Origin of the sequence: Streptomyces sp. Je 1-332 (assembly GCF_040730185.1) — a bacterium.
GTDB lineage: Bacteria > Actinomycetota > Actinomycetes > Streptomycetales > Streptomycetaceae > Streptomyces.
Genome location: NZ_CP160402.1, coordinates 2268750 through 2288193, shown reverse-complemented (window position 1 = coordinate 2288193; position 19444 = coordinate 2268750). Strand labels below are relative to the sequence as shown.

The following is a 19444-nucleotide window of genomic DNA, read 5'->3' as shown; positions in this document are numbered from 1 at the left end:
ACGGCGTCCCCGGATCCCCTCCATGGTGGCATCGCGTGCCGCCCGTCGGCTAGTGGACCCTTCGGTAAAGTCTTTACAATACGAGACGGTCTCGTATCGGAATGGGCCTAGGCTGGATGCCATGACTACTCCCGCCGTCTCCACCCCACGCATACCGGAAGCCGTCCACCGGCGCCGGTGGGCGATCCTCGGCGCCCTGATGCTGAGCCTGCTCATCGTGGTGCTCGACAACTCGATCCTGAACGTCGCCATCAAGACGATCTCGACCCCGGAGCCCACGGGCCTCGGCGCCACCCAGGGCGACCTGGAGTGGGCCATCAACTCCTACACCCTGGTCTTCGCGGGGCTCCTCTTCACGGCGGGCCTGCTCGGCGACCGGCTCGGCCGCAAGAAGATGCTGATCGCGGGCCTCGCCGTCTTCGGCATCGGCTCCGCGCTCGCCGCGGAGTCCGGCTCACCCGTCCAACTCATCATGTTCCGCGCGGTGATGGGCCTCGGCGCCGCCTTCGTGATGCCCGCCACCCTCGCCATCCTGATGAACGTCTTCGAGCGCGAGGAACAGCCCAAGGCCATCGGCATCTGGGCGGGCGGTGTCGGCCTCGCCATCGCGATCGGACCCATCACCGGCGGCGTGCTCCTCGACCACTTCTGGTGGGGCTCGGTCTTCCTGGTGAACGTGCCGATCGTGATCGTCGCGATCGGCCTGATGATCTGGCTCGTGCCCGAGTCGCGCGACCCGAAGCCCGGCCGCATCGACCTGGTGGGCGTGGGCCTGTCCATCGTCGGTCTCGTCCTGCTCGTCTACGGCATCATCAAGGGCGGCCAGCTCGCCGACTTCACCGACCCGGCCGTCCTCGGGACCGTCCTCGCGGGCCTCGCCGTACTCGTCGGCTTCGTGCTGTACGAGAAGCGCAGCGACCACCCGTCCATCGACATCTCGTACTTCAGGAACCGGGTCTTCTCGGCGGCGATCAGCTCCCTCGCGCTCGTCTTCTTCGCGCTGATGGGCGTGACGTTCTTCGCCGTCTTCTACACCCAGAGCGTGCGCGGCTACTCGCCGCTGGAGACCGGCCTGCTGATGCTGCCGCTCGCCGCCGCCCAGCTCATCTTCGCGCCGCGCGCCCGCCTCGTCGTCGACCGCTTCGGCGTCCGCGCCGTGTGCGGGGGCGGACTGCTGCTCCTGGCCGCGATGCTCGCCGCCTTCACGACCCTGGAGGCCGATACGCCGATCTGGATCCTGGAGGTCATGTTCTTCCTGATGGGCACCGGCATGGCGCACATCATGACTCCCGCGAGCGTCGTCATCATGCAGGCGCTGCCCCGCGAGAAGGCGGGCTCCGCCTCCGCCCTGAGCAACACCTTCCGGCAGGTCGGCGGCGCCCTCGGCATCGCGGTGCTCGGCTCCGTCCTCTCCGCGGCCTACCGCAGCGGCGTCGAGGACAAGCTCACCCTGCTGCCCGCCGACGTACGGCACACCGCGGGCGAGTCCATCGAGGCCACCCTCGGCGTCGCCGCCAAGCTCGGCCCGCGCGGCGAGCCCCTGGTCACCGCGGCCCACGACTCCTTCCTGCACGCCATGCACATCACGGCGCTCTGCGGCGCGGGCGTCGCCCTGATCGGCTTCGTGGTCGTCGCCCTGTTCCTGCCGGGCCGCCCACCCCAGGAGCCGGAGGCCGAGCAGCCGAAGGCCGACCCCGTGGGCGCGGGGCGCTGACCGGGGCAGGGAGAATCGGCGCGGCGGAGTGCCGGACGACGAGAGAGGCAGTTGACGTGGGCCACAGCGCCAAAGGCGTCCGGGGACGCCCCCGCAGCGAGGCCGTGGAGCGGTCGATCGTCGAGGGCGTCCTGAAGCTGATCGAGGACGGCGTGCCGCTCGCCGACCTCTCCATCGAACGGATCGCCCGCACGGCGGGTGTCGGCAAGGCCACCATCTACCGCCGCTGGAGCGGCAAGGAGGAGCTCTTCGTCGAGATCCTGCGCGGCATCGACGACCCCCCTCCCGAGTTGCCCGGGGAGTCCATGCGCGGCGACCTCATCGTCTGCCTGGAACATCTGCGCAGGCGCGGCGTGAACCTGCGCTCCTCCGCGCTGCTGCACAACGTGTTCGCGCAGATGAAGAGCCTGCCGAAGCTGTGGCAGGCGTATCACGCGACCGTCATCGAACCCCAGCGTCGCGTCCTGCGCGAGGTGCTGCGCCGGGGCGTGGAGAACGGCGAACTGCGCGACGACGTCGACATCGTCCTCGCCAACGACCTCTTCGTCGGCCCCATGCTCGTCCGCACCGTCCTGCGCTCCGACGCGCCGCTCGACGAGGGTCTCGCCGAGCGGATCGTGGACAGCGTGCTCGCCGGACTGCGGCCCACGGGGTGAATGTGCGCGTTTCGTCACAGCGGCCCGTTGTGCGGGGAGATGCGGAACCCGCCCCGCCGCTCCGCTCGTCCTCGTCCCGTACGGCCGTCACGGACGGCGGGGAGGACACCCGATCATCGCCTAGGGTTTCAGGGGCGAGGACGGTTGCACGGCACCAGTGAGGCGACGAGCGTATGGCGCAGGCGTATGTGACGGAGACGGGCAACGGCGGCTCGGAACCTGACCGCCAGGGGTCTCGGTTCCGGCGCCTGGCCGACGGCTGGCGCGGGGACCGCGGCATCTGGCGGCGCGGACTCGTCACGGCCGCGGTCGCCGTGCTGCTCACCCTGGTGATGCTCTTCCACGCCCAGATCCCGAACGGCGTCGGCAACCTCGGCAGCCTCATCGAGACGTTCCTGCCCTGGCTCGGCGTCCTGATCCCGGTCCTGCTCGTCGTCGGCTTCGTCCGCAGGTCAGCCACCGCGCTGATCGCCGTGCTGCTGCCCGCGGTCATCTGGGTCAGCTCCTTCGGCGGTCTCATCAGCGACAAGTCCGGCGCCGGCGGCGACCTGACGGTGGCCACCCACAACGTGAACGCGGAGAACGCCGACCCCTCGGGCACCGCCCGTGACGTCGCCGCCTCCGGCGCCGACGTCGTGGCCCTGGAGGAACTCACGGCGGACGCCGTCCCGACGTACGAGAAGGCCCTGGCCGGCACGTACAAGTACCACTCGGTGCAGGGCACGGTCGGCCTGTGGAGCAAGTACCCCCTCACCGGTACGGGGCCCGTCGACATCAAGCTGGGCTGGACGCGCGCGATGCGCACGACCGTCAACAGCCCCAAGGGTGAGGTCGCCGTCTACGTCGCCCACCTGCCGTCGGTCCGGGTCAAGATGGACGCGGGCTTCACCGCCAACCAGCGGGACGACAGCGCCGACGCGCTCGGCGAGGCCATCGCCGACGAGCAGGTCTCCAAGGTCGTGCTGCTCGGCGACCTGAACGGCACGATGAACGACCGCGCCCTGAACGCCGTCACCTCGCAGATGCGCTCCACGCAGGGCGCGGCGGGCGACGGCTTCGGCTTCAGCTGGCCCGCGTCGTTCCCGATGGCGCGGATCGACCAGATCATGGTGAAGGGCGTCGAGCCGCTGTCGTCGTGGACGCTGCCGGAGACGGGCAGCGACCACCTGCCGATCGCGGCGCGCGTGGAGCTGTAGCCTCGGGCGCCACGCGCCGCACATCCGTTCGTAACCTCACGGAATACTGAGCCCGAGAGACTTTGTTCCGTACGTAAACTTACGGAACACCACTCCCTCATGCGCTCCCCCCCCGGAAGGTTCTTCATGCCCCTGGCCCTGCTCGCCCTCGCCGTGGGCGCCTTCGGCATCGGCACGACCGAGTTCGTGATGATGGGCCTGCTGCCCAACGTCGCGGACGACCTGCACATATCCATCCCCACCGCGGGACACCTGGTCTCGGCGTACGCCCTCGGTGTCGTCATCGGCGCACCGCTGCTCGCCGCGGTCACCGCGCGCATGCCGCGCCGCCGCGTCCTCATCGGCCTGATGGTGCTCTTCGTCGCGGGCAACGCGCTGTCGGCCGCTGCCCCCGACTACCACTGGCTGATGGCCGCCCGCTTCCTCAGCGGCCTGCCGCACGGTGCGTTCTTCGGCGTCGGCGCGGTGGTCGCCACCGGTCTGGTGGCCCCCGAGCGCAAGGCCCGCTCGGTCTCGCTCATGTTCCTCGGCCTGACCGTCGCCAACATCGTGGGCGTGCCCGTCGCCACCGCGATGGGACAGCAGCTCGGCTGGCGCGCGACGTTCCTCGCGGTCAGCGCGATCGGCATCGCCGCCATCGCCGCGCTCGCCCTCCTCGTCCCCGCCGACCACGGCCACGGCGAGAGCGGCGGCCTGCGCGGGGAGCTCCGCGCCCTGCGCAGCGTCCCGGTGTGGCTCGCCCTCGGCACGACCGTGGCGGGCTTCGGCGCGCTGTTCTCCGCGTACAGCTATGTGACCCCGATGCTGACCGACGCCGCGGGCTACGCCGAATCCAGCGTTACGTTGCTTCTGGCGCTGTTCGGTGTCGGCGCCACGGCGGGCAACCTCCTCGGCGGCCGGCTCGCCGACCACTCCCTGCGGGGCACGCTTTTTGGCGGCCTAACCGCACTGGTCGTGGTCCTCGCCCTGTTCCCGGTCCTCATGGGAACGGCGTGGAGCGCGGCGCTCGCGGTGACGCTGCTCGGCATGGCGGCGTTCACCACGGGCTCGCCCCTGCAGCTGATGGTCATGGAGAAGGCATCGGCGGCCCCGTCCCTCGCCTCCTCCGCGAACCAGGCCGCGTTCAACCTCGCCAACGCGGGAGGCGCGTGGGTCGGCGGCCTCGCGCTGGCCGCGGGCTTCGGGGTCACCTCACCGGCGGTCACCGGCGCGGCCCTCGCCGTGCTGGGCCTCGGAGTGGCGGGCGTGGCGTATCTGGTGGACCTGCGGTCGCCCGCGCCCGTGCCCGCGGCGGGCAACGAGCGGCTCGTGGCTTCGGGGGAGCCGGTGCGGGAGGCCTCCCGGAGGTGACGGGGGGCGGGGGCCGCAGGTGACGAGAACGGCGGCCGGAGGTGACGGGGGCGGGGGCCGGAGGTGACCGGTGACCAGGGCGGGGGCTGCTCGCCCCCGCCCTGGCCGGCACCGTCAGACGGACTTCTCCCGCCACCGATTGGTGATCGGAAGGCGGCGGTCCTTGCCGAACCCCTTCGCGGAGATCTTCGTACCCGGCGGGTACTGCCGCCGCTTGTACTCGGCGGTGTCCACCATCCGCAGGGTCTTCACCACCAGCTCCCGGTCATAACCGGCGGCGACGATCGTGTCCGCGCCCTGGTCGCGGTCGACGTACATCTCCAGGATCGCGTCGAGGACCGGATAGTCCGGCAGCGAATCCGTGTCCACCTGATCGGGCCGCAGCTCCGCGCTCGGCGGCTTGGTGATGGAGTTCTCGGGGATCGGCGGCGTCTGGCCGCGGTCGACGGCAGCGCGGTTGCGCCACTCGGCGAGCCGGAAGATCAGGGACTTGTACACGTCCTTGATCGGGCCGTACGCCCCCACCGAGTCGCCGTAGAGCGTCGAATACCCCACCGCGAGCTCGGACTTGTTGCCAGGGGCGAGGACGATGTGCCCCTCCTGGTTGGAGAGGGCCATCAGCATCGTGCCGCGCAGCCGCGACTGGAGGTTCTCCTCGGCGAGCCCGGTGAGACCCAGGGACCCCATGTAGGCGTCGAACATCGGGGCGATCGGCACGGTACGGAAGTTCAGCCCCGTACGTTGGGCCAGGTCCTCCGCGTCACTGATGGAGTGCTCCGAGGAGTAACGCGACGGCATAGCGACGCCGTACACGTTCTGCGCGCCGAGCGCGTCACAGGCGATGGCGGCGGTGAGGGCGGAGTCGATGCCTCCGGAGAGGCCGATCAGGACGCTGCTGAAACCGTTCTTCGCGGTGTACGCACGCAGCCCGACGACCAGCGCCGAGTACACCTCTTCCTCGTCGTCGAGCCGCTCGGCGTACCCACCGGTGAGTTCCGGCTCGTACGCGGCGAGGGGCTCCTGCGAGACGGTGACGTGCTCGACGCGCAGCCCGTCGTCCACGACGCCCGACGGCGGCTCGGGAGCGGCGGCCGGGAGATCGAGATCGAGGACGATGCACCCCTCGGCGAACTGCGGCGCCCGCGCGATGACTTCGCCGCCCTGGTCGACGACGATCGAGTCGCCGTCGAAGACGAGCTCGTCCTGGCCGCCGATCATGGCGAGGTAGGCGGTGGTGCAGCCGGCTTCCTGCGCGCGCTTGCGCACGAGCTCGAGCCGCTGGTCGTCCTTGTTCCGCTCGTACGGCGACGCGTTGATGGAGAGCAGCAGACCCGCGCCCGCGGTGCGTGTCGCGGGAACGCGGCCGCCGTCCTGCCAGAGGTCCTCGCAGATGGCGAGCGCGACGTCGACGCCGTGCACGCGCACGACCGGCAGCGTCTCGCCCGGCACGAAGTAACGGAACTCGTCGAAGACCCCGTAGTTCGGGAGGTGGTGCTTGGAGTACTTGAGCACGACCTCGCCCCGATGCAGCACCGCACCCGCGTTGCGCGGCGCCCCCGGGGGCTGGCCGAAGATCGGCTTGGCCTCCTCGGAGCGGTCGAGATAGCCGACGACCACCGGCAGCTCGCCGTACCCCTCGTCGTTCAGCCGCGCGGCGAGCGCGCGCAGCGCCTCCCGGGAGGCGTCGACGAAGGACGACCGCAGGGCGAGGTCCTCGACGGGATAGCCGGTCAGCGCCATCTCGGGGAACGCGACGAGATGCGCTCCCTGCTCGGCGGAGTGCCGGGTCCAATGGACGATCGCCTCGACGTTCCCGGCGAGATCGCCGACGGTCGAGTCGATCTGATTCAGGGCGAGGCGTAGTTGAGGCACGAGGCTCAGTGTAATCGTCAGAGCGACGCGATGCCTTGCGGGGCGGGGGTGGGGCGCCCCACTTGGGGCGCCCCACGGGGTGACCGCCGGTCAGCTGCGGTGGGCGAGGGCGGTCAGCTGCGGTGGCCGGGGGCGGTAAGCCGTGGCCGTAGCCCAGGGCGGTCAGTTGCGGTAGCCGAGGGCGATCAGCCGTGGTGGCCGAGGGGCGGTCAGCCGCCGTAGCCGAGGGCGGTCAGTTGCGGTAGCCCAGGACCGTCATCATTCCTGCCTCCGAGTGATAGACGTTGTGGCAGTGGATCATCCACAGGCCCGGGTTGTCGGCGTCGAAGTCCACCGCCAGCGTGCCGTTCGGCAACAGGATCGCGGTGTCCTTGCGGGGGCCGTCCGGCGTGTTCGCCAGGGTGAACGTGTGGCCGTGCAGATGGATCGGGTGCCACATCGTCGTCGAGTTGGCGAAGACCAGACGGACGCGCTCGCCCGCGCGGACCGGGTGGCGGCGGTCCGGGGAATAGGGCTTCTTGTCGAAGGCCCAGTCGTACTTCGCCATGCCGCCGGTCAGTTGGATCCTGATCGTGCGGTCCGGCTTGCGGGAGGGGAGGGCCACCGAGCGGGCCGCCCGCAGCTTGTCCGCCGTCAGGAGGCGGCCCTTCAGCTCCCGGGGGCGGGTCGAGGGGGAGGGGGCTGCGCCGCCCCCCGTGCGCAGGGCGGCCAGGGCTGTCGCCTTCTTTCCCTCGGCCGCCGCGGTCAGCGGGAACGCGCCGTCCTTGGCGGTGACCAGGACGTCATAGCGCTCGCCCATGCCGAGCAGCAGCGCGTCCGTCTTCGCGTGCTCCACCGGGAAGCCGTCCGTGTGCGTCACCGTCATCTCGTGGCCGCCGAGCGCCACCCGGAAGGCCGTGTCGCCGCCGGCGTTGATGATGCGCAGGCGGATGCGGTCACCGGGGCGGGCCTTGAAGGAGGAAGGGGCGTCCGCGGTGCGGCCGTTGATCAGATAGTGCGGGTAGGCCACGTCGCCCGCGTCGCCGCCCAGCAGGTCGCTCTTGGCGCCCATCATCATGCGGGAGGGGCCCGGGGAGCCCGGGGAGGCCGGGGAGCCCGGGGAGCCCGGGGAGGCCGGGGAGGGCTTCGGGGACACGGCTGTCCGCAGCGACATGTTCGACATGTCGTGGCCGCCGTGATCCATGCCGCCCTCGCCCGAGTCCTTTCCCTCGCCCGAGGTCTCTCCCTCGTCGCCGCTCATGTCGTGGCCGCCCATGCCCTTGCTGAGCTCGGCGAGCACGGAGTCCGGCGTGGAGCCGTCCACCCCGTCGACCCAGTCGTCCAGGACGACAACCCACTCCTTGTCGTACTTCAAGGGCTCCTTGGGGTCGTCGACGATCAGTGGGGCGTACAGACCGCGGTCCTGCTGGGTGCCCGAGTGGGGATGGAACCAGTACGTCCCCGGGTGCGGCACCGCGAAGCGGTAGGTGAAGTCGGCGCCCGGCTTGATGCCCTTCTGGGTGAGGCCGGGGACGCCGTCCATGTCGTTGCGCAGGGCGAGGCCGTGCCAGTGCAGGGACGTGGCCTGGGGGAGGTGGTTGGCGAGCGTGAGGGCGAGGGTGTCGCCCGCGGTGACGCGGACTTCCTTTCCGGGGAGCCGATCGCCGTACGCCCAGGTCTTGACCGTGCGGCCGCCGAGGTCGAGCGTGGCCGTCATGGCCATGAGCTTCACCGCGCGGAGCGAGCCGCCGCCGGCTCGCTTCTTCTCCGCGGCGGCGACTTCCTCGCCGGCGGGGTCGATATAGCCCTCGGGGCCGGCCTTGGGTTCTGAGCCGCTGCCGTGGCCGCTGCCGTGGCCGGAGGAGCTGGAGTCGGAGTCGGAGCCGGCACAGGCCGTCAGGATTCCCGAACCGGCGACGGCGGTCGCGGCGCCGAGCAGCGCGCGGCGCGAAGGGGTGCGCAGGGGTTGAGTGCGCATGGCTGAGTACACCTCGTCGTAGTGGTGCGTGCAGATGGGCGCATCTGCTGCTTTTGATACACCGCTCGACGCCCGGAGGTTCCCATCGAGGACCCGCCCGTGCGCGGGCAGCGTGAAGCAGCCGGTGCGTCGGCCTAGATGCGCAGCACCGAGAGGTGGGACAGGAGTATGCGGGGCGGCGGCGGATTGGGCCGCAGCCCGTCGAGCAACCGGGCGGGCACACGGGCGGGGACGCCGAAGCCGCCGGGCCGCAGCAGGCCCGCCTTGAGCAGCAGTACGAGGGTGAACGCGGCGAGGACGGCCAGGCAGACGGAGAGCGGGTCCATGCCGCCCATGCCGATGCCGGACGACTGGCTTGCCGAGTGATCTGTCGTCGAGCGAACCGTCGCCGAGTGGTTCGTCGGGTGGTTCGTCGTCGGGCGATCCGTCGCCGAGTGGTTCGTTGTCGGGCGATCCGTTGCCGAGTTATCCCTCGCAGGGCTCGACGAGTGGTGGCCCGTCGCGGGGCCGGGGGAGTTCCCGGTCGGGTGTCCGGTCGGGTGGCCCAGCGTATGCATCGTCACGATGCCGAAGAGCAGCGCGGCGAGCAGCAGGAGCTGCCTGCCGCCGATCGCTGATCTCTTCATGGCCGCCACGGGCGAAACCTTACCCCCGGCGGGTATCGCGCGACATGCGGGCCCCCGACGCTGCACTGATCATGAGCCCATGACGAATACGTACGAAACGGCGCGAACCGCTTCACGTGCAGGGCGTGCGCGGCCCTCACCGGGGGACACGCGTGCCGCCGCCGACTAGCGCCGTCCGCCCCGCCGTGCCGACCGCACCACCGGCGGTGCCCCGCCCCGGCCGCGCTCGTACCGGCGCCGTCTCGGCCCTCCTGGCACTCGGCGCGCTCGCCTACAGCACGTGGCTCATCGAACCCTTCCTCAGTACGGGGCTCTCGCCGCTGAGTTCGTACGTCAGCGAACTCGCGGCCCGGGACCAGCCGTACGGCACGCTGTTCCGCACGACCGACCTGACCGCCGGGCTGCTGGTCCTCGCGGGCGCGGTGGGTGCGCTGCGGTGGCTGCCGCGCCGGTGGGGCACGGCTGTGGGGTGGGCGGGGCTCGCCCTGTTCGGGGCGGCCACCGCGGTCGACTCCCGGTTGCCGCTGAGCTGCGCGCCGACCGCCGACGCGGCGTGCGTGGCCAGGGAGCGTGCGGGGCTGGTGCCCGCGGCGCACGCGGCGCATGCGGTGAGCAGCAGTGTCGCGGTGGCGGGGGCGCTGGTGGGGATGGTGGCGCTGACGCTGGCGGCGCGCAGGCACGGCTCTCTGCTCTCCCGCGCGTACTCCTCCGCCCTCCTCCTCACCCTCCTCGAACTGTCCGCGACCGCCTGGACCTTGACTGCCGTAGCGGCCTTCGACGCGGGTCTCGGCACGTGGGGTCTCGGGGTCGGACAGCGGCTGCAGGTGCTGCTGATCGCGGTGTGGCTCGGGCTGCTCGCGCGCGCGGTGGTGCGGCGCGGATGAGTTTCGTACGGATCGGGGGAGTGCCGCACCACGTGCGTGTGTCCGGGAGCGGGCCGGCGTGCGTGCTGAGCGCGGGTCTTGGGCTCGCGTGGTTCGACTGGGACGCGGTGGTGGAGCGCCTCGCCCCGTGGCGCACGGTGGTCTGCTTCGACCGGCCCGGGTCGGGCCTGAGCGGGCACGCGCGCGTGGCGCCCACGCTTGCGGCCGAGGCCGAGCGGATCGCACAACTCCTGGACGCACTCCGCCTCCCCGGCCGGGCCACCGTCGCCGGCCACTCCCTGGCGGGCTTCCACTGCGAGGCGTTCGCCCGCCTCTACCCGGAGCGGACGGCGGGCCTGGTCCTGATCGACTCAAGCGTCGAGGAACGACCGAGGGCGAGGATCCCGCGCGAGGTGCGGGTGGCGACGGCCAGGGCGAGCGGCGCGGTACTGGGCGGTGTGGGGCTGCCACGGGCGCTGGGGCCTGCGGTGCGGAGGGTGGCGGTGCGGGGTGGCGATGCGGGGGCGGTGAGGCAGGTGTACGGGGCGAGCCGTGTCTGGCAGGGGGCACTACTGGAGTACGCGACGTACACCGACGCCGCGACGGAACTGGCCGTGCTCCGGGCGGAGTTCCCCCTGCCGGAGGAGCTCCCGGCGACGGTCCTCGCCGCGTACGCCGGGGGCCGGGCGGGTTGGCTCACTCGGCAGCGAACTCTCGCCGCCGCCCTGAACGCGACCTTCCGCGTGGCGGAGCCCTCGGGTCACTTGGTGATGCGGGACGCCCCGGGGGGCGTGGTGGAGGCGGTACTGGCCACGTGACGTGGGGTGCGGCCTCCCGGGTTGCCCGGCGCAAGTTCCGTACGCCTGGCCGCCGCTGCGCGGCGATCTTTCCCGCCCACCGGCCCGATTACCCGGCAGTGGCGTTTCGCTCCGTGGGTCCGGCCGCCGCTGCGCGGCGATTCTTCCCCGCCCACCCACCCGATTACCCGGCAGCGGCGTTTCGCTCCGTGGGTCCGGCCGCCGCTGCGCGGCGATTTTCCCGCCCACCCGCCCGATTACCCGGCAGCGGACAGGCGGGGTCGCTCCTCCGCGCACTGCGATGCGCTCCCCGCCCGGGCCTCGACGCGGGGTAATCGGGTGGGTGGGCGGGAGACACCCGCCGCGGAGCGGCGGTTCGGGGGGATGCCGCCGGGTGGCTTGGAGGTGGGCGGTTCTGTTCTGCGGGGATGCTGCGGGGTGATCGGGTGGGTGGGAGGGAGACATCCGCCGCGGAGCGGCGGTTCAGGGGATACCGCCGGGCCGCCCGGAGGGATGGCCCATGGACTGCCGGGGCAATCGGGGGTGACTCCCACCCAGGTGCCCGCCGCGGAGCGGCGGTTCAGGGGATGCCGCCGGGTCCTGGAGGTCGGCGGTTCTGCTCTGCGGGGGTGCCGCGGGGTAACCGGGTGGTCGGGTGGGAGGCGTCCGCCGCGGAGCGGTGCGGCAAGGGATACCGCAAGGTCACTGCGAAGTGGCGCCCCGACCCTGGCGGAGCCCCCGCACGCTCTCCCGGATCACGATGTGCGTCCCCAGCAGATGCCTCTCCTGGCCCGCCCGAGCCGCCCCCGCCAGAGCGAGGCGGACCGCCGTCCGGCCCATCTCCTCCGCGGGGATGTGCACGGTCGTCAGGCCGGGAGTGATGTCCGCCGCCACGGGGTCGTCGTTGTAGCCGACCACCGAGATGTCCTCCGGCACCCGCAGCCCGTACTCCCGCAGCGCGATCACCGTGGCCGCCGCCACCCTGTCGTCGCCGGCGAACACCGCCGTGAAGTCCGGCTTACCGTCAGCCTTCTTAAGAAGGTCCATGATCGCCTCGTAACCGTGGTTCTGTCCGAAGCCGATGCCGTGCAGGATCGCCTCCTCGCGCGGCACCCCGTGATCGGCGAGCGCCCGCAGGTAGCCGGCGACACGGTCCTCGCCCGTGGTGTGGCCCGGCTGGTAGCCGATCAGGGCTATCTTGCGGTGGCCCGCGCCCAGCAGGTGGCTCGTGATCGCGTACGCACCCGCCTCGTTGTCGTACTCGACGACCAGCGCGGGCACGTCCGGCGCCGGCGCCGGACGCCCGCACAGGACGAGCCGAGAGCCCGCCGCCGCGAGCGCCTGCGCGTACCGCGCCATCCGCTCGCGGTACTCGTCGTCCTCGATGACCCCGCCCACCAACACCACTGCCTCGGCGGCCTGTTCGCGCATCATCTGCACCAGGGCCAGCTCCCGCGCCGGGTCACTGTTCGTCGACGCGACCAGCGTGAGCCGGCCCCGCTGGGCCGCCTCCAGCTCCACGCCCTGTGCGACGTTCGCGTAGAAGGAACTCACCACGTCGAACATGAGCACCGCGATCGTTTTGCGGCCCGCGCCCGCCAACGCGCGCGCGTGCGCGTTGGCGACGTAGTCGAGGTCCTTGACGGCCCGCAGCACCTTCGCCCGCGACGCCGTCGACGTCGGGTAATTGCCCGCCAGGACCCGTGAGACGGTCGCGACCGAGACGCCCGCCCGCGCCGCCACATCGCGGATGGTGACCCGTTCGCCCACTGTGTCTCCTCATCAAGCAGTATCCGCATCCAGCAGTAACCGCACCTAGCAGTATCCGCGTCGGGTAAGCCCGCCTCGGGTAAGCACCGCACCCGTCCCGCAGCGCTGCCCGCCTCAAGTGGCGGCGTCCAAGGCGGCGTTGCCCCCACGGCAGCCCCGCCCCGGTCCCATCATCCCGCGTCCGCCACCGGATCAGTGCGCGGCCTCGTACTCCTTCGCGAACTCCTCGCGTGCCTTCTCGCCGCCCTGTGTCTGCCACTTCTTGTAGACGGCGTCCCAGTCGGACAGCTTCTTGCGGCCGGAGACGATCGCGGTGACACCGTCCTCGATCACCTGCTGCATGGACGCACCCTGCCGGTTGTACGTGTCCGACATCAGGCCCCAGTGATCGTCACGGACGAGGTTGGGCACGACCGCCTTCTCCCACGTGTGCAGCCGCTTGGTGAGGTCGGGGTAGCCCGGGAAGTACAGCGGCTGCGGCGCGTCCATGAGGTAGGCGAAGGGGAGGTTCGTCCTGTTCTCCACCAGGCCGAGCGAGGTGGGGATCGGGTCACCGCTCTTGTCGTACGTGAAGTGAGTGCCCTCCACGCCCGAGTGCATCAGCTCGTACTCCTTGGAGCCGAACGGCGACGCCAGCCAGTCCAGGACCCGCAGCATCAGCTTGACGCGGTCCTTGGAGGCCTTCTTGATGACGGTGTAGCCGAAGCAGCCGCGGTTCTGCTGGTAGACGGGCGTCGCGCCCTCGACCACGTACGGCACGGCGGCGTCGAGCGTGAACTCGTTCTTGATGCCCTGCGCGTTGGAGATGACCGCGCCCCAGCCGTCCGTCATCGAGCGGACCGTGCCGTTGTAGAACTGCGTCTTGAGGTCGACCTGGGAGATCGAGGTGGCATCGGAGTTGTACGAGCCCGCCTTGCGCATCTTGGACATGTACTCCAGGGCGGCCCGGAACTCGTCCGTCCCGAACATGTCGGTGACCTTGCCGTTCTTGATCTGCCACTGGTTCGGCGCACCGTGCCACATCGCGTGGTACTGGTAGCCGAAGAAGCTGACCGATGAGGCGCCGAGCGCCGACTTCTTGTTCCGCGAGGCCTCACGCGCCATCGCCTGGAAGTCGGCCGCCGCCATGCCCGGCTTGTAGCCCGCGTCGGCGAAGGCCTCCTTGTTGATGAACATCGCGCCCTGCACCTTGGCGCGCTCCACCGGCAGGCCGTAGATGCCGCCGGAGACGCGGCCCATGCCCTCCCACGCGTACGTGGGGATGTTGGCGAGGTTCGGGTAGTCCTTGACCGCGTCCCTGGACAGGTGCTCCGAGAGGTCCGCGCACCGCGACTTCACGAACTGCGACTCGCGCGGCAGCACGTAGCCACCACCGAAGTTGATCATGTCGGGCAGGTCGTCGCCGGACATCAGGGTGGACATCTTGGAGCGGAAGTCCGCGTCGGGCACGACGGAGAACTCGACCTCGACACCGAGGGCCTCGTTCATCGCCTGCCAGTACTTGTTCGATCCGACCGGCTTCGGCGGGGTGCCGTAGGTGATGGTCATGACCTTGATCTTCTGCTTGCCGGTGCCCGGCTTCTCGGCCGTCGCGGCGACCAGCTTCTGCGGGTACTTGGTGAACCCGGGCTGTACGCCCTCGGTGCTGGGCGCGAGGTCGGGGGTGGGGCCCTTGGCGGGGGTGTACGTGGGCCAGGGCGTCGCCTTCTTGTTGGCGTTGCTGACCGAACCGCCGCCGCTCGAACCGGTGGAGCAGGCGGTGAGCAGGGACGGGGCGGCGACCGCGGCCCCGCCGACGGCTATGGAGCGCAGCAGCGTACGACGCGACATCGAGGAACCGGACACAGTGTCGACCTTTCGGGAGTGCGGGGAAGTTGGCTCAGCTCTTGATGGCGCCCGTGAGCACGCCCTTGGTGAAGTACTTCTGCAGGAAGGGGTAGACGATCAGGATCGGCACGGTGGCGATCACCAGGACGGCCATCTGCATCGTCTGCGGTGCCGAGACGTTCGCGGCGTCGCTCAGGCCGGTGTCCGCGATCTGCGATCCGCCCATGACGTACGTACGCAGGACCTGCTGGAGCGGCCAGTGGTCGGAGTTCAGATAGATCGAGGCGTGGAACCAGGCGTTCCAGTAGCTCACCGCGTAGAAGAGGCCGACCACCGCGAGGGCCGCCTTGGAGAGCGGCAGCACGACCCGCCACAGGATCTGCCAGTCGTTGGCGCCGTCGAGCCGCGCCGCCTCGTACAGCTCCTCGGGAACGCCCTGGAAGAAGCCGCGCAGGACGACCAGATTGAAGACGTTGATGAGGACGGGCACGATCAGCGCGCTGTAACTCTCCAGCATCCCCATGCCCTTGACGAGCAGGAACGCGGGGATCATGCCGGGCGGGAAGAGGAACGTGAACAGGACGATCAGCAGGATCGGCTTGCCGCCGTAGACCTTCGGGCGGCTCAGCGCGTACGCGAGGAACGTCGTGCACGCGAGCGAGGCGAGGGTGCCGATGACGGTGACGCCGGCGCTGACGCCGAGCGCCTTGGTGACGATGCCGCCCGCGAAGACCTGTTCGTAGGCGCGCAGGGTCGGGTGCGTGGGCCACAGGACCCAGCCGCCGTTGGCGATGACCTCGCGGTTGGAGGCGAACGACGTCGAGATGATCACCAGGAACGGTACGAAGACCATGACCAGGATGGTGACGATCGCCAGGGCCTTGGCCACCTGGGTGACCGGCTTCGGCTTCTCCATCCAGGAGGGGCGCGGGGGGCGCGGGGGGCGTGCGGGGCGGGCGCGACGCGCAGGCCGCCCGGAGCGTATCGCGGCGGCGGCGGTTTTCGTGCTCGTGCTCACTTGTAGACCCCCTGCTCGCCGAGGCGATGGGCGACCTTGTTGGCCGCGAAGACGAGAATCGCGCCGACCACGCCCTTGAACAGGCCCGCCGCCGCGGCATATCCGGTGTCGCCGCCGACGATGCCCTGCCAGAAGACGAAGGTGTCGAGCACCTCACCGGCCTCGGGCCCCACCGACTGCCGTTGCAGCAGCATCTGTTCGAAGCCGACGGAGAGGATGTCGCCGAGCCGCATGATCAGCAGCAGGATGACGACAGGACGGATCGACGGCAGCGTCACGTGCCAGAAGCGGCGCCAGGGCCCCGCCCCGTCGATGGCGGCGGCCTCGTACTGCTGCTCATCCACCTGCATCAGAGCGGCGAGGAAGATGATCGTGCCCCAGCCGGCGTCCTTCCAGACGACCTGTGCGACGACGAGCGCAGGGTAGGCGTCCGGGTTGCCGATGATGTCGACGGAGTGCAGACCCGCCTGCCCGAGCACGGAGTTGAGAAGCCCGGTGTCGGCGAGCACCTGCTGGAACAGGGCGACGACGATGACCCACGACAGGAAGTGCGGCAGATAGACCACCGACTGCACGAAGCGCCGCGTCAGGTCCGAGGTCAGGCTGTGCAGGAGCAGGGCCAGACCGAGCGGGACCGGGAAGAAGAAGACCAGCTGGAGCACCGCGAGGAAGAGCGTGTTCCAGGTCGCGTGCCAGAAGTCCGGATCGCTGAACATCCGGTCGAAGTTCTCGAGGCCGACCCAGGGGCTGGCCCAGAGGCCGTCGAAGGGGACGTACTCCTTGAAGGCGACGGCGTTCCCGATGAACGCGCCGTAGTGGAACACCAGGAAGTACGCGACTCCCGGAGCCATGAGCAGCAGCAGGACCCGCGAGGAGCGAAACCGTTTCCATCGCTCATCTCGCTCGATTTTGTTGCCATTTGGCCGGTTACTGCGCTCGCCGGGCGGCTTCACCGCCTCGGTTTCCGTCCGTTCCTTCGTCACCGCTGACACGGCAGCCCCTCCGTTGTCGGAACAAGGTGAAACAAGGTGACCGGAATCTAAAGCGGTTACTAACCCCGGTCAACCCCCTTGAGCCCGCGATCTCTTGACCGCCGTCCCGACTTCGGCCTAGCCTCCAGGCGCTGTTGGGTAACCGGTTACTACGAGGGATGGTCACGCGTGGCAGACCAGGCAGAGTTGACAGGCCGGCCGAACGCGGTGCTCGCCATGAGCGCCGACGTGGCGGACCGGGTGTTCGCCCCCGACCTCAGGGAACGGCTCGCCCGGAGCGTGGAGTTGGCGCCCGACCTGCTCACCGGCTCGCTCTCCGGGGCGGACGCGCGCGCGGTGCTCGCCGACACGCAGATCCTGGTCACCGGCTGGAACTGCCCGCCCATCTCGGCGGAGATCCTCGCTCACGCCCCTCGGCTCCGGGCCCTCGTGCATGCGGCCGGATCGGTGAAACCCGTGGTCACGGACGCCCTGTGGGAGCGGGGCGTGGTGGTCTCGTCGGCGGCCGACGCCAACGCCGGGCCCGTCGTGGCCTACACGCTCGCCGCGATCACCTTCGCGGCGAAGGGCGCGCTGTCGACCGCGGCGGGCTACGCCGCCGGGTGGCCGCCCTTCACCGAACGGACGGGCGCCGACGCCCGCACCGTCGGCATCATCGGCGCGTCCCGCATCGGCCGCGGGGTCATCGCCGGGCTGCGCGCGTCCGACGCCAGGCTGCGCGTGCTGCTCACCGATCCGTACGTCACGAGGGAGGAGGCTGCGGGGCTCGGCGTGGAGCTCGTCGACCTCTCGGAACTGTGCCGGAGCAGTTCGATCGTCAGCGTCCACGCGCCCCAACTCACCGAGACGCGGGGCATGGTGAGCGAGGAGATGCTGAAACTGATCCCCGACGGGGGCACCGTCATCAACACCGCGCGCGGCTCACTGGTCGACACGGAGGCGCTGGCCCGGGAGTGCGGGGCGGGCCGCCTCGACGCCTTCCTGGACGTCACGGACCCGGAGCCGCTGCCGCCCGGCCACCCCCTGCTCACGCTCCCGAACGTCCTCGTCACCCCGCATGTCGCGGGGGCGCAGGGCAGCGAGGTGCGCAGGCTCGGGGAGTTCGCGGTGGGGGAGGTGGAGAGGTTCGTGCGGGGGGAGGAGCTGCGGGGGCGGTTGCTGCGGGAGGAGTTGCTGCGGGTGGCGTAGGGGTGGTCGAGGGGCTGGATTTCCAGCCCCTGCGGCGGTTGAGGAGCGGGGCCCGGGGCGGAGAGGCCCGCCGCGCCGGAGAGGCCCCCGCGCCGGAGAGGACTTTCGGGACGGGACGGGACGGGGCGGGGCTGGGGAAAACTACGGCTTGGCGCCCCGCGCCTTCAGCAAGCCCGTCATCAGCTCGATCTCCGACTCCTGCGACGCCACCATCCCCCGCGCGAGCCGCACCTCAGCCCCCACCTCGCATCGGTCGACGCACCCCTCGGCCATATGGACCCCGCCCTTGTGGTGTTTGATCATCAGCTGCAGATAGCGCACCTCAGCAGCCCGCCCCGGCAGCTTTCCGAGCTGCTTGAGCTCGGTGTTCGTCGCCATCCCCGGCATCAGGGCGCCGTCCTCGCCCGGCGGCATGTCGCCCATGCCCATCCACTCCATCGGAGCGCTCTCGGGCACCTTCGGCAGCTCCCACAGGTCGAGCCAGCCGAGCAGCATGCCCCGCTGGTTCGCCTGGGTCTGGGCGATGTCGTACGCGAGGCGGCGGATCTCCTCGTCCTTCGTGCGGTCGCGCACGATGTACGACATCTCCACGGCCTGCTGGTGATGTGTCGCCATGTCACGGGCGAAGCCCGCGTCGGCCGACTCCGTGGAGGGGACGGACGCGGAGGACGAGCCGTCCGACGAGGCGACCGCGACGGTGATGCCGCCGCCGGCCACGACAGCCGTCGCGACGGCCCCGACCACCCAGCAGGTACGCCGCCTCACTGGGCCTTGCCACCCGTGCAGGCGGCCCCCGGCTCAGGGGTCTGCTTGCCCTGTACGTACGTGGAGAAGAAGGAGGCGACCTTCGGGTCGGACGCGCCCGTCACCGTGCGCTGGTGGCCCCAGGCCGTCAGCATGACCGGATCCTTCTGGTCCTTGACCGGACTCATCAGCGAGTACGGCGTCTGCTTGACCTTCTGTTCCAGCTTCTTCAGGTCAGCGGCCTTCGCCTTCTCGTTGTACGTCACCCAGACAGCGCCGTGCTCCAGGGAGTGCACGGCATGGCGTTCCGGGATCTCGTCCTGGTAGACGTCGCCGTTGCAGTTCATCCACGCCTGGTCGTGGTCGCCGCCCACCGGCGGGGTCATCGCGTAACTGACGTCCTTGGTGACGTGCGTACGGCCCAGCTTCTTGGCGTCCCAGACCTTCTCGCCGTCCGCGGTCGTCTCGAACTTCGACGCGGCGTTCCCGTCGGCGGCCGTGCCGGAGTCGTCGTCGGCCTGCTGGAAGAGGACGACACCGCCCACGACGAGGGCGGCGACCACCACCGCGCTCAGCGTGATCGTGATGACGCGGCCACGGCGGTCGCGTGCGCGCTCCGCCCGGCGCATCTCATCTATCCGGGCCTTGCGGGAGGAGCTACTCGTGTTCTTGGCGGAACCCATGTTGTGTCCTTCGGCGATGCGGAGATACGACGGAAAGGGCGGGACGCGCGGGGCGGAACATGATGTAACGGTTCGCTGATCGTAATGGGCGAGCGCGGCGGGCTGTAGGGGCAGACCGAGCCGCCCGCTGTTACGGGCGCGCCGAACAGCAGGCACTATGGGCACAGGGCGGCGCATGGCCCGCAACGTGC

At 70.6% G+C, this 19444-nt stretch carries 16 protein-coding genes; 7 read left to right on the top strand and 9 right to left on the bottom strand.

Annotation, left to right across the window (positions count from 1 at the left end; translation table 11 throughout):
* The first annotated feature begins 121 nt into the window (after positions 1-121).
* The 4 genes from ABXJ52_RS10620 to ABXJ52_RS10605 all read left to right on the top strand — a co-directional run bounded on the left by ABXJ52_RS10620 (position 122) and on the right by ABXJ52_RS10605 (position 4916).
* On the top strand, positions 122-1714 hold the full coding sequence (locus ABXJ52_RS10620; RefSeq protein ID WP_367041263.1) for an MFS transporter: 1593 nt from the start codon (positions 122-124) through the stop codon (positions 1712-1714).
* Positions 1715-1770: 56 nt separating this feature from the next.
* Positions 1771-2370, top strand: a complete 600-nt coding sequence (locus ABXJ52_RS10615; RefSeq protein ID WP_367041262.1) for a TetR/AcrR family transcriptional regulator — start codon at positions 1771-1773, stop codon at positions 2368-2370.
* Positions 2371-2543: 173 nt separating this feature from the next.
* Positions 2544-3566 (top strand): endonuclease/exonuclease/phosphatase family protein, encoded by a 1023-nt coding sequence (locus ABXJ52_RS10610; RefSeq protein WP_367041260.1) that lies wholly within the window; start codon positions 2544-2546, stop codon positions 3564-3566.
* 126 nt (positions 3567-3692) lie between these two features.
* Complete coding sequence (locus ABXJ52_RS10605; protein WP_367041259.1) at positions 3693-4916, top strand: MFS transporter; 1224 nt, start codon at positions 3693-3695, stop codon at positions 4914-4916.
* Between the two features lie 114 nt (positions 4917-5030).
* On the opposite strand, the gene ABXJ52_RS10600 is transcribed toward ABXJ52_RS10605, so the two are convergent.
* The 3 genes from ABXJ52_RS10600 to ABXJ52_RS10590 form a co-directional block, all read right to left on the bottom strand.
* A complete protein-coding gene (locus ABXJ52_RS10600) occupies positions 5031-6788 on the bottom strand; it encodes an NAD+ synthase (RefSeq protein ID WP_367041257.1) in 1758 nt (585 codons plus the stop codon).
* 232 nt (positions 6789-7020) lie between these two features.
* A complete protein-coding gene (locus ABXJ52_RS10595; protein WP_367041256.1) occupies positions 7021-8745 on the bottom strand; it encodes a multicopper oxidase family protein in 1725 nt (574 codons plus the stop codon).
* A 134-nt stretch (positions 8746-8879) separates the two neighbouring features.
* On the bottom strand, positions 8880-9371 hold the full coding sequence (locus ABXJ52_RS10590; RefSeq protein WP_367048957.1) for a DUF6153 family protein: 492 nt from the start codon (positions 9369-9371) through the stop codon (positions 8880-8882).
* A 206-nt stretch (positions 9372-9577) separates the two neighbouring features.
* Here ABXJ52_RS10590 and ABXJ52_RS10585 point away from each other — a divergent pair, with 206 nt between their 5' ends.
* Positions 9578-10255 (top strand): DUF998 domain-containing protein, encoded by a 678-nt coding sequence (locus ABXJ52_RS10585; RefSeq protein WP_367048955.1) that lies wholly within the window; start codon positions 9578-9580, stop codon positions 10253-10255.
* Positions 10252-11052 (top strand): alpha/beta hydrolase, encoded by an 801-nt coding sequence (locus ABXJ52_RS10580; RefSeq protein WP_367041254.1) that lies wholly within the window; start codon positions 10252-10254, stop codon positions 11050-11052. Before ABXJ52_RS10585 ends, ABXJ52_RS10580 begins: the two co-directional genes overlap by 4 nt.
* 681 nt (positions 11053-11733) lie before the next feature.
* On the opposite strand, the gene ABXJ52_RS10575 is transcribed toward ABXJ52_RS10580, so the two are convergent.
* From ABXJ52_RS10575 to ABXJ52_RS10560, 4 genes are all read right to left on the bottom strand, one after another.
* Positions 11734-12801 carry a LacI family DNA-binding transcriptional regulator gene (locus ABXJ52_RS10575; protein WP_367041252.1) on the bottom strand — a complete coding sequence of 356 codons (1068 nt, stop codon included), beginning with the start codon at positions 12799-12801 and terminating at the stop codon, positions 11734-11736.
* A 192-nt stretch (positions 12802-12993) separates the two neighbouring features.
* Positions 12994-14631, bottom strand: coding sequence for an extracellular solute-binding protein (locus ABXJ52_RS10570; RefSeq protein ID WP_367041250.1), 1638 nt, complete (start codon positions 14629-14631; stop codon positions 12994-12996).
* Between the two features lie 49 nt (positions 14632-14680).
* Entirely contained in the window at positions 14681-15544 is an 864-nt protein-coding gene (locus ABXJ52_RS10565) for a carbohydrate ABC transporter permease (protein WP_367041248.1), read from the bottom strand.
* Between the two features lie 98 nt (positions 15545-15642).
* Entirely contained in the window at positions 15643-16497 is an 855-nt protein-coding gene (locus tag ABXJ52_RS10560) for an ABC transporter permease subunit (RefSeq protein WP_367041246.1), read from the bottom strand.
* Positions 16498-16854: 357 nt separating this feature from the next.
* Between ABXJ52_RS10560 and ABXJ52_RS10555 the strand changes: the two genes are divergently transcribed.
* Positions 16855-17826: a hydroxyacid dehydrogenase gene (locus ABXJ52_RS10555; protein WP_367048953.1), complete on the top strand. Its 972-nt coding sequence runs from the start codon at positions 16855-16857 to the stop codon at positions 17824-17826.
* A gap of 141 nt (positions 17827-17967) precedes the next feature.
* Here ABXJ52_RS10555 and ABXJ52_RS10550 read toward each other — a convergent pair whose 3' ends face one another.
* The gene (locus ABXJ52_RS10550; protein WP_367041245.1) at positions 17968-18591 is read right to left on the bottom strand and encodes a DUF305 domain-containing protein; all 624 of its coding nucleotides are present in this window, start codon (positions 18589-18591) and stop codon (positions 17968-17970) included.
* Positions 18588-19253 (bottom strand): DUF3105 domain-containing protein, encoded by a 666-nt coding sequence (locus ABXJ52_RS10545; RefSeq protein ID WP_367041244.1) that lies wholly within the window; start codon positions 19251-19253, stop codon positions 18588-18590. Before ABXJ52_RS10545 ends, ABXJ52_RS10550 begins: the two co-directional genes overlap by 4 nt.
* Positions 19254-19444: the final 191 nt, after the last annotated feature.

What these genes read in the sequence shown, in the direction of transcription:
- ABXJ52_RS10620 (WP_367041263.1), top strand. Translation starts at nt 122, where the DNA reads ATGACTACTCCCGCCGTCTCCACCCCACGCATACCGGAAGCCGTCCAC.
- ABXJ52_RS10610 (WP_367041260.1), top strand. Translation starts at nt 2,544, where the DNA reads ATGGCGCAGGCGTATGTGACGGAGACGGGCAACGGCGGCTCGGAACCT.
- ABXJ52_RS10605 (WP_367041259.1), top strand. Translation starts at nt 3,693, where the DNA reads ATGCCCCTGGCCCTGCTCGCCCTCGCCGTGGGCGCCTTCGGCATCGGC.
- ABXJ52_RS10595 (WP_367041256.1), bottom strand. Translation starts at nt 8,745, where the DNA reads ATGCGCACTCAACCCCTGCGCACCCCTTCGCGCCGCGCGCTGCTCGGC.
- ABXJ52_RS10590 (WP_367048957.1), bottom strand. Translation starts at nt 9,371, where the DNA reads ATGAAGAGATCAGCGATCGGCGGCAGGCAGCTCCTGCTGCTCGCCGCG.
- ABXJ52_RS10580 (WP_367041254.1), top strand. Translation starts at nt 10,252, where the DNA reads ATGAGTTTCGTACGGATCGGGGGAGTGCCGCACCACGTGCGTGTGTCC.
- ABXJ52_RS10570 (WP_367041250.1), bottom strand. Translation starts at nt 14,631, where the DNA reads ATGTCGCGTCGTACGCTGCTGCGCTCCATAGCCGTCGGCGGGGCCGCG.
- ABXJ52_RS10565 (WP_367041248.1), bottom strand. Translation starts at nt 15,544, where the DNA reads ATGGAGAAGCCGAAGCCGGTCACCCAGGTGGCCAAGGCCCTGGCGATC.
- ABXJ52_RS10560 (WP_367041246.1), bottom strand. Translation starts at nt 16,497, where the DNA reads ATGGCTCCGGGAGTCGCGTACTTCCTGGTGTTCCACTACGGCGCGTTC.
- ABXJ52_RS10555 (WP_367048953.1), top strand. Translation starts at nt 16,855, where the DNA reads ATGAGCGCCGACGTGGCGGACCGGGTGTTCGCCCCCGACCTCAGGGAA.
- ABXJ52_RS10545 (WP_367041244.1), bottom strand. Translation starts at nt 19,253, where the DNA reads ATGGGTTCCGCCAAGAACACGAGTAGCTCCTCCCGCAAGGCCCGGATA.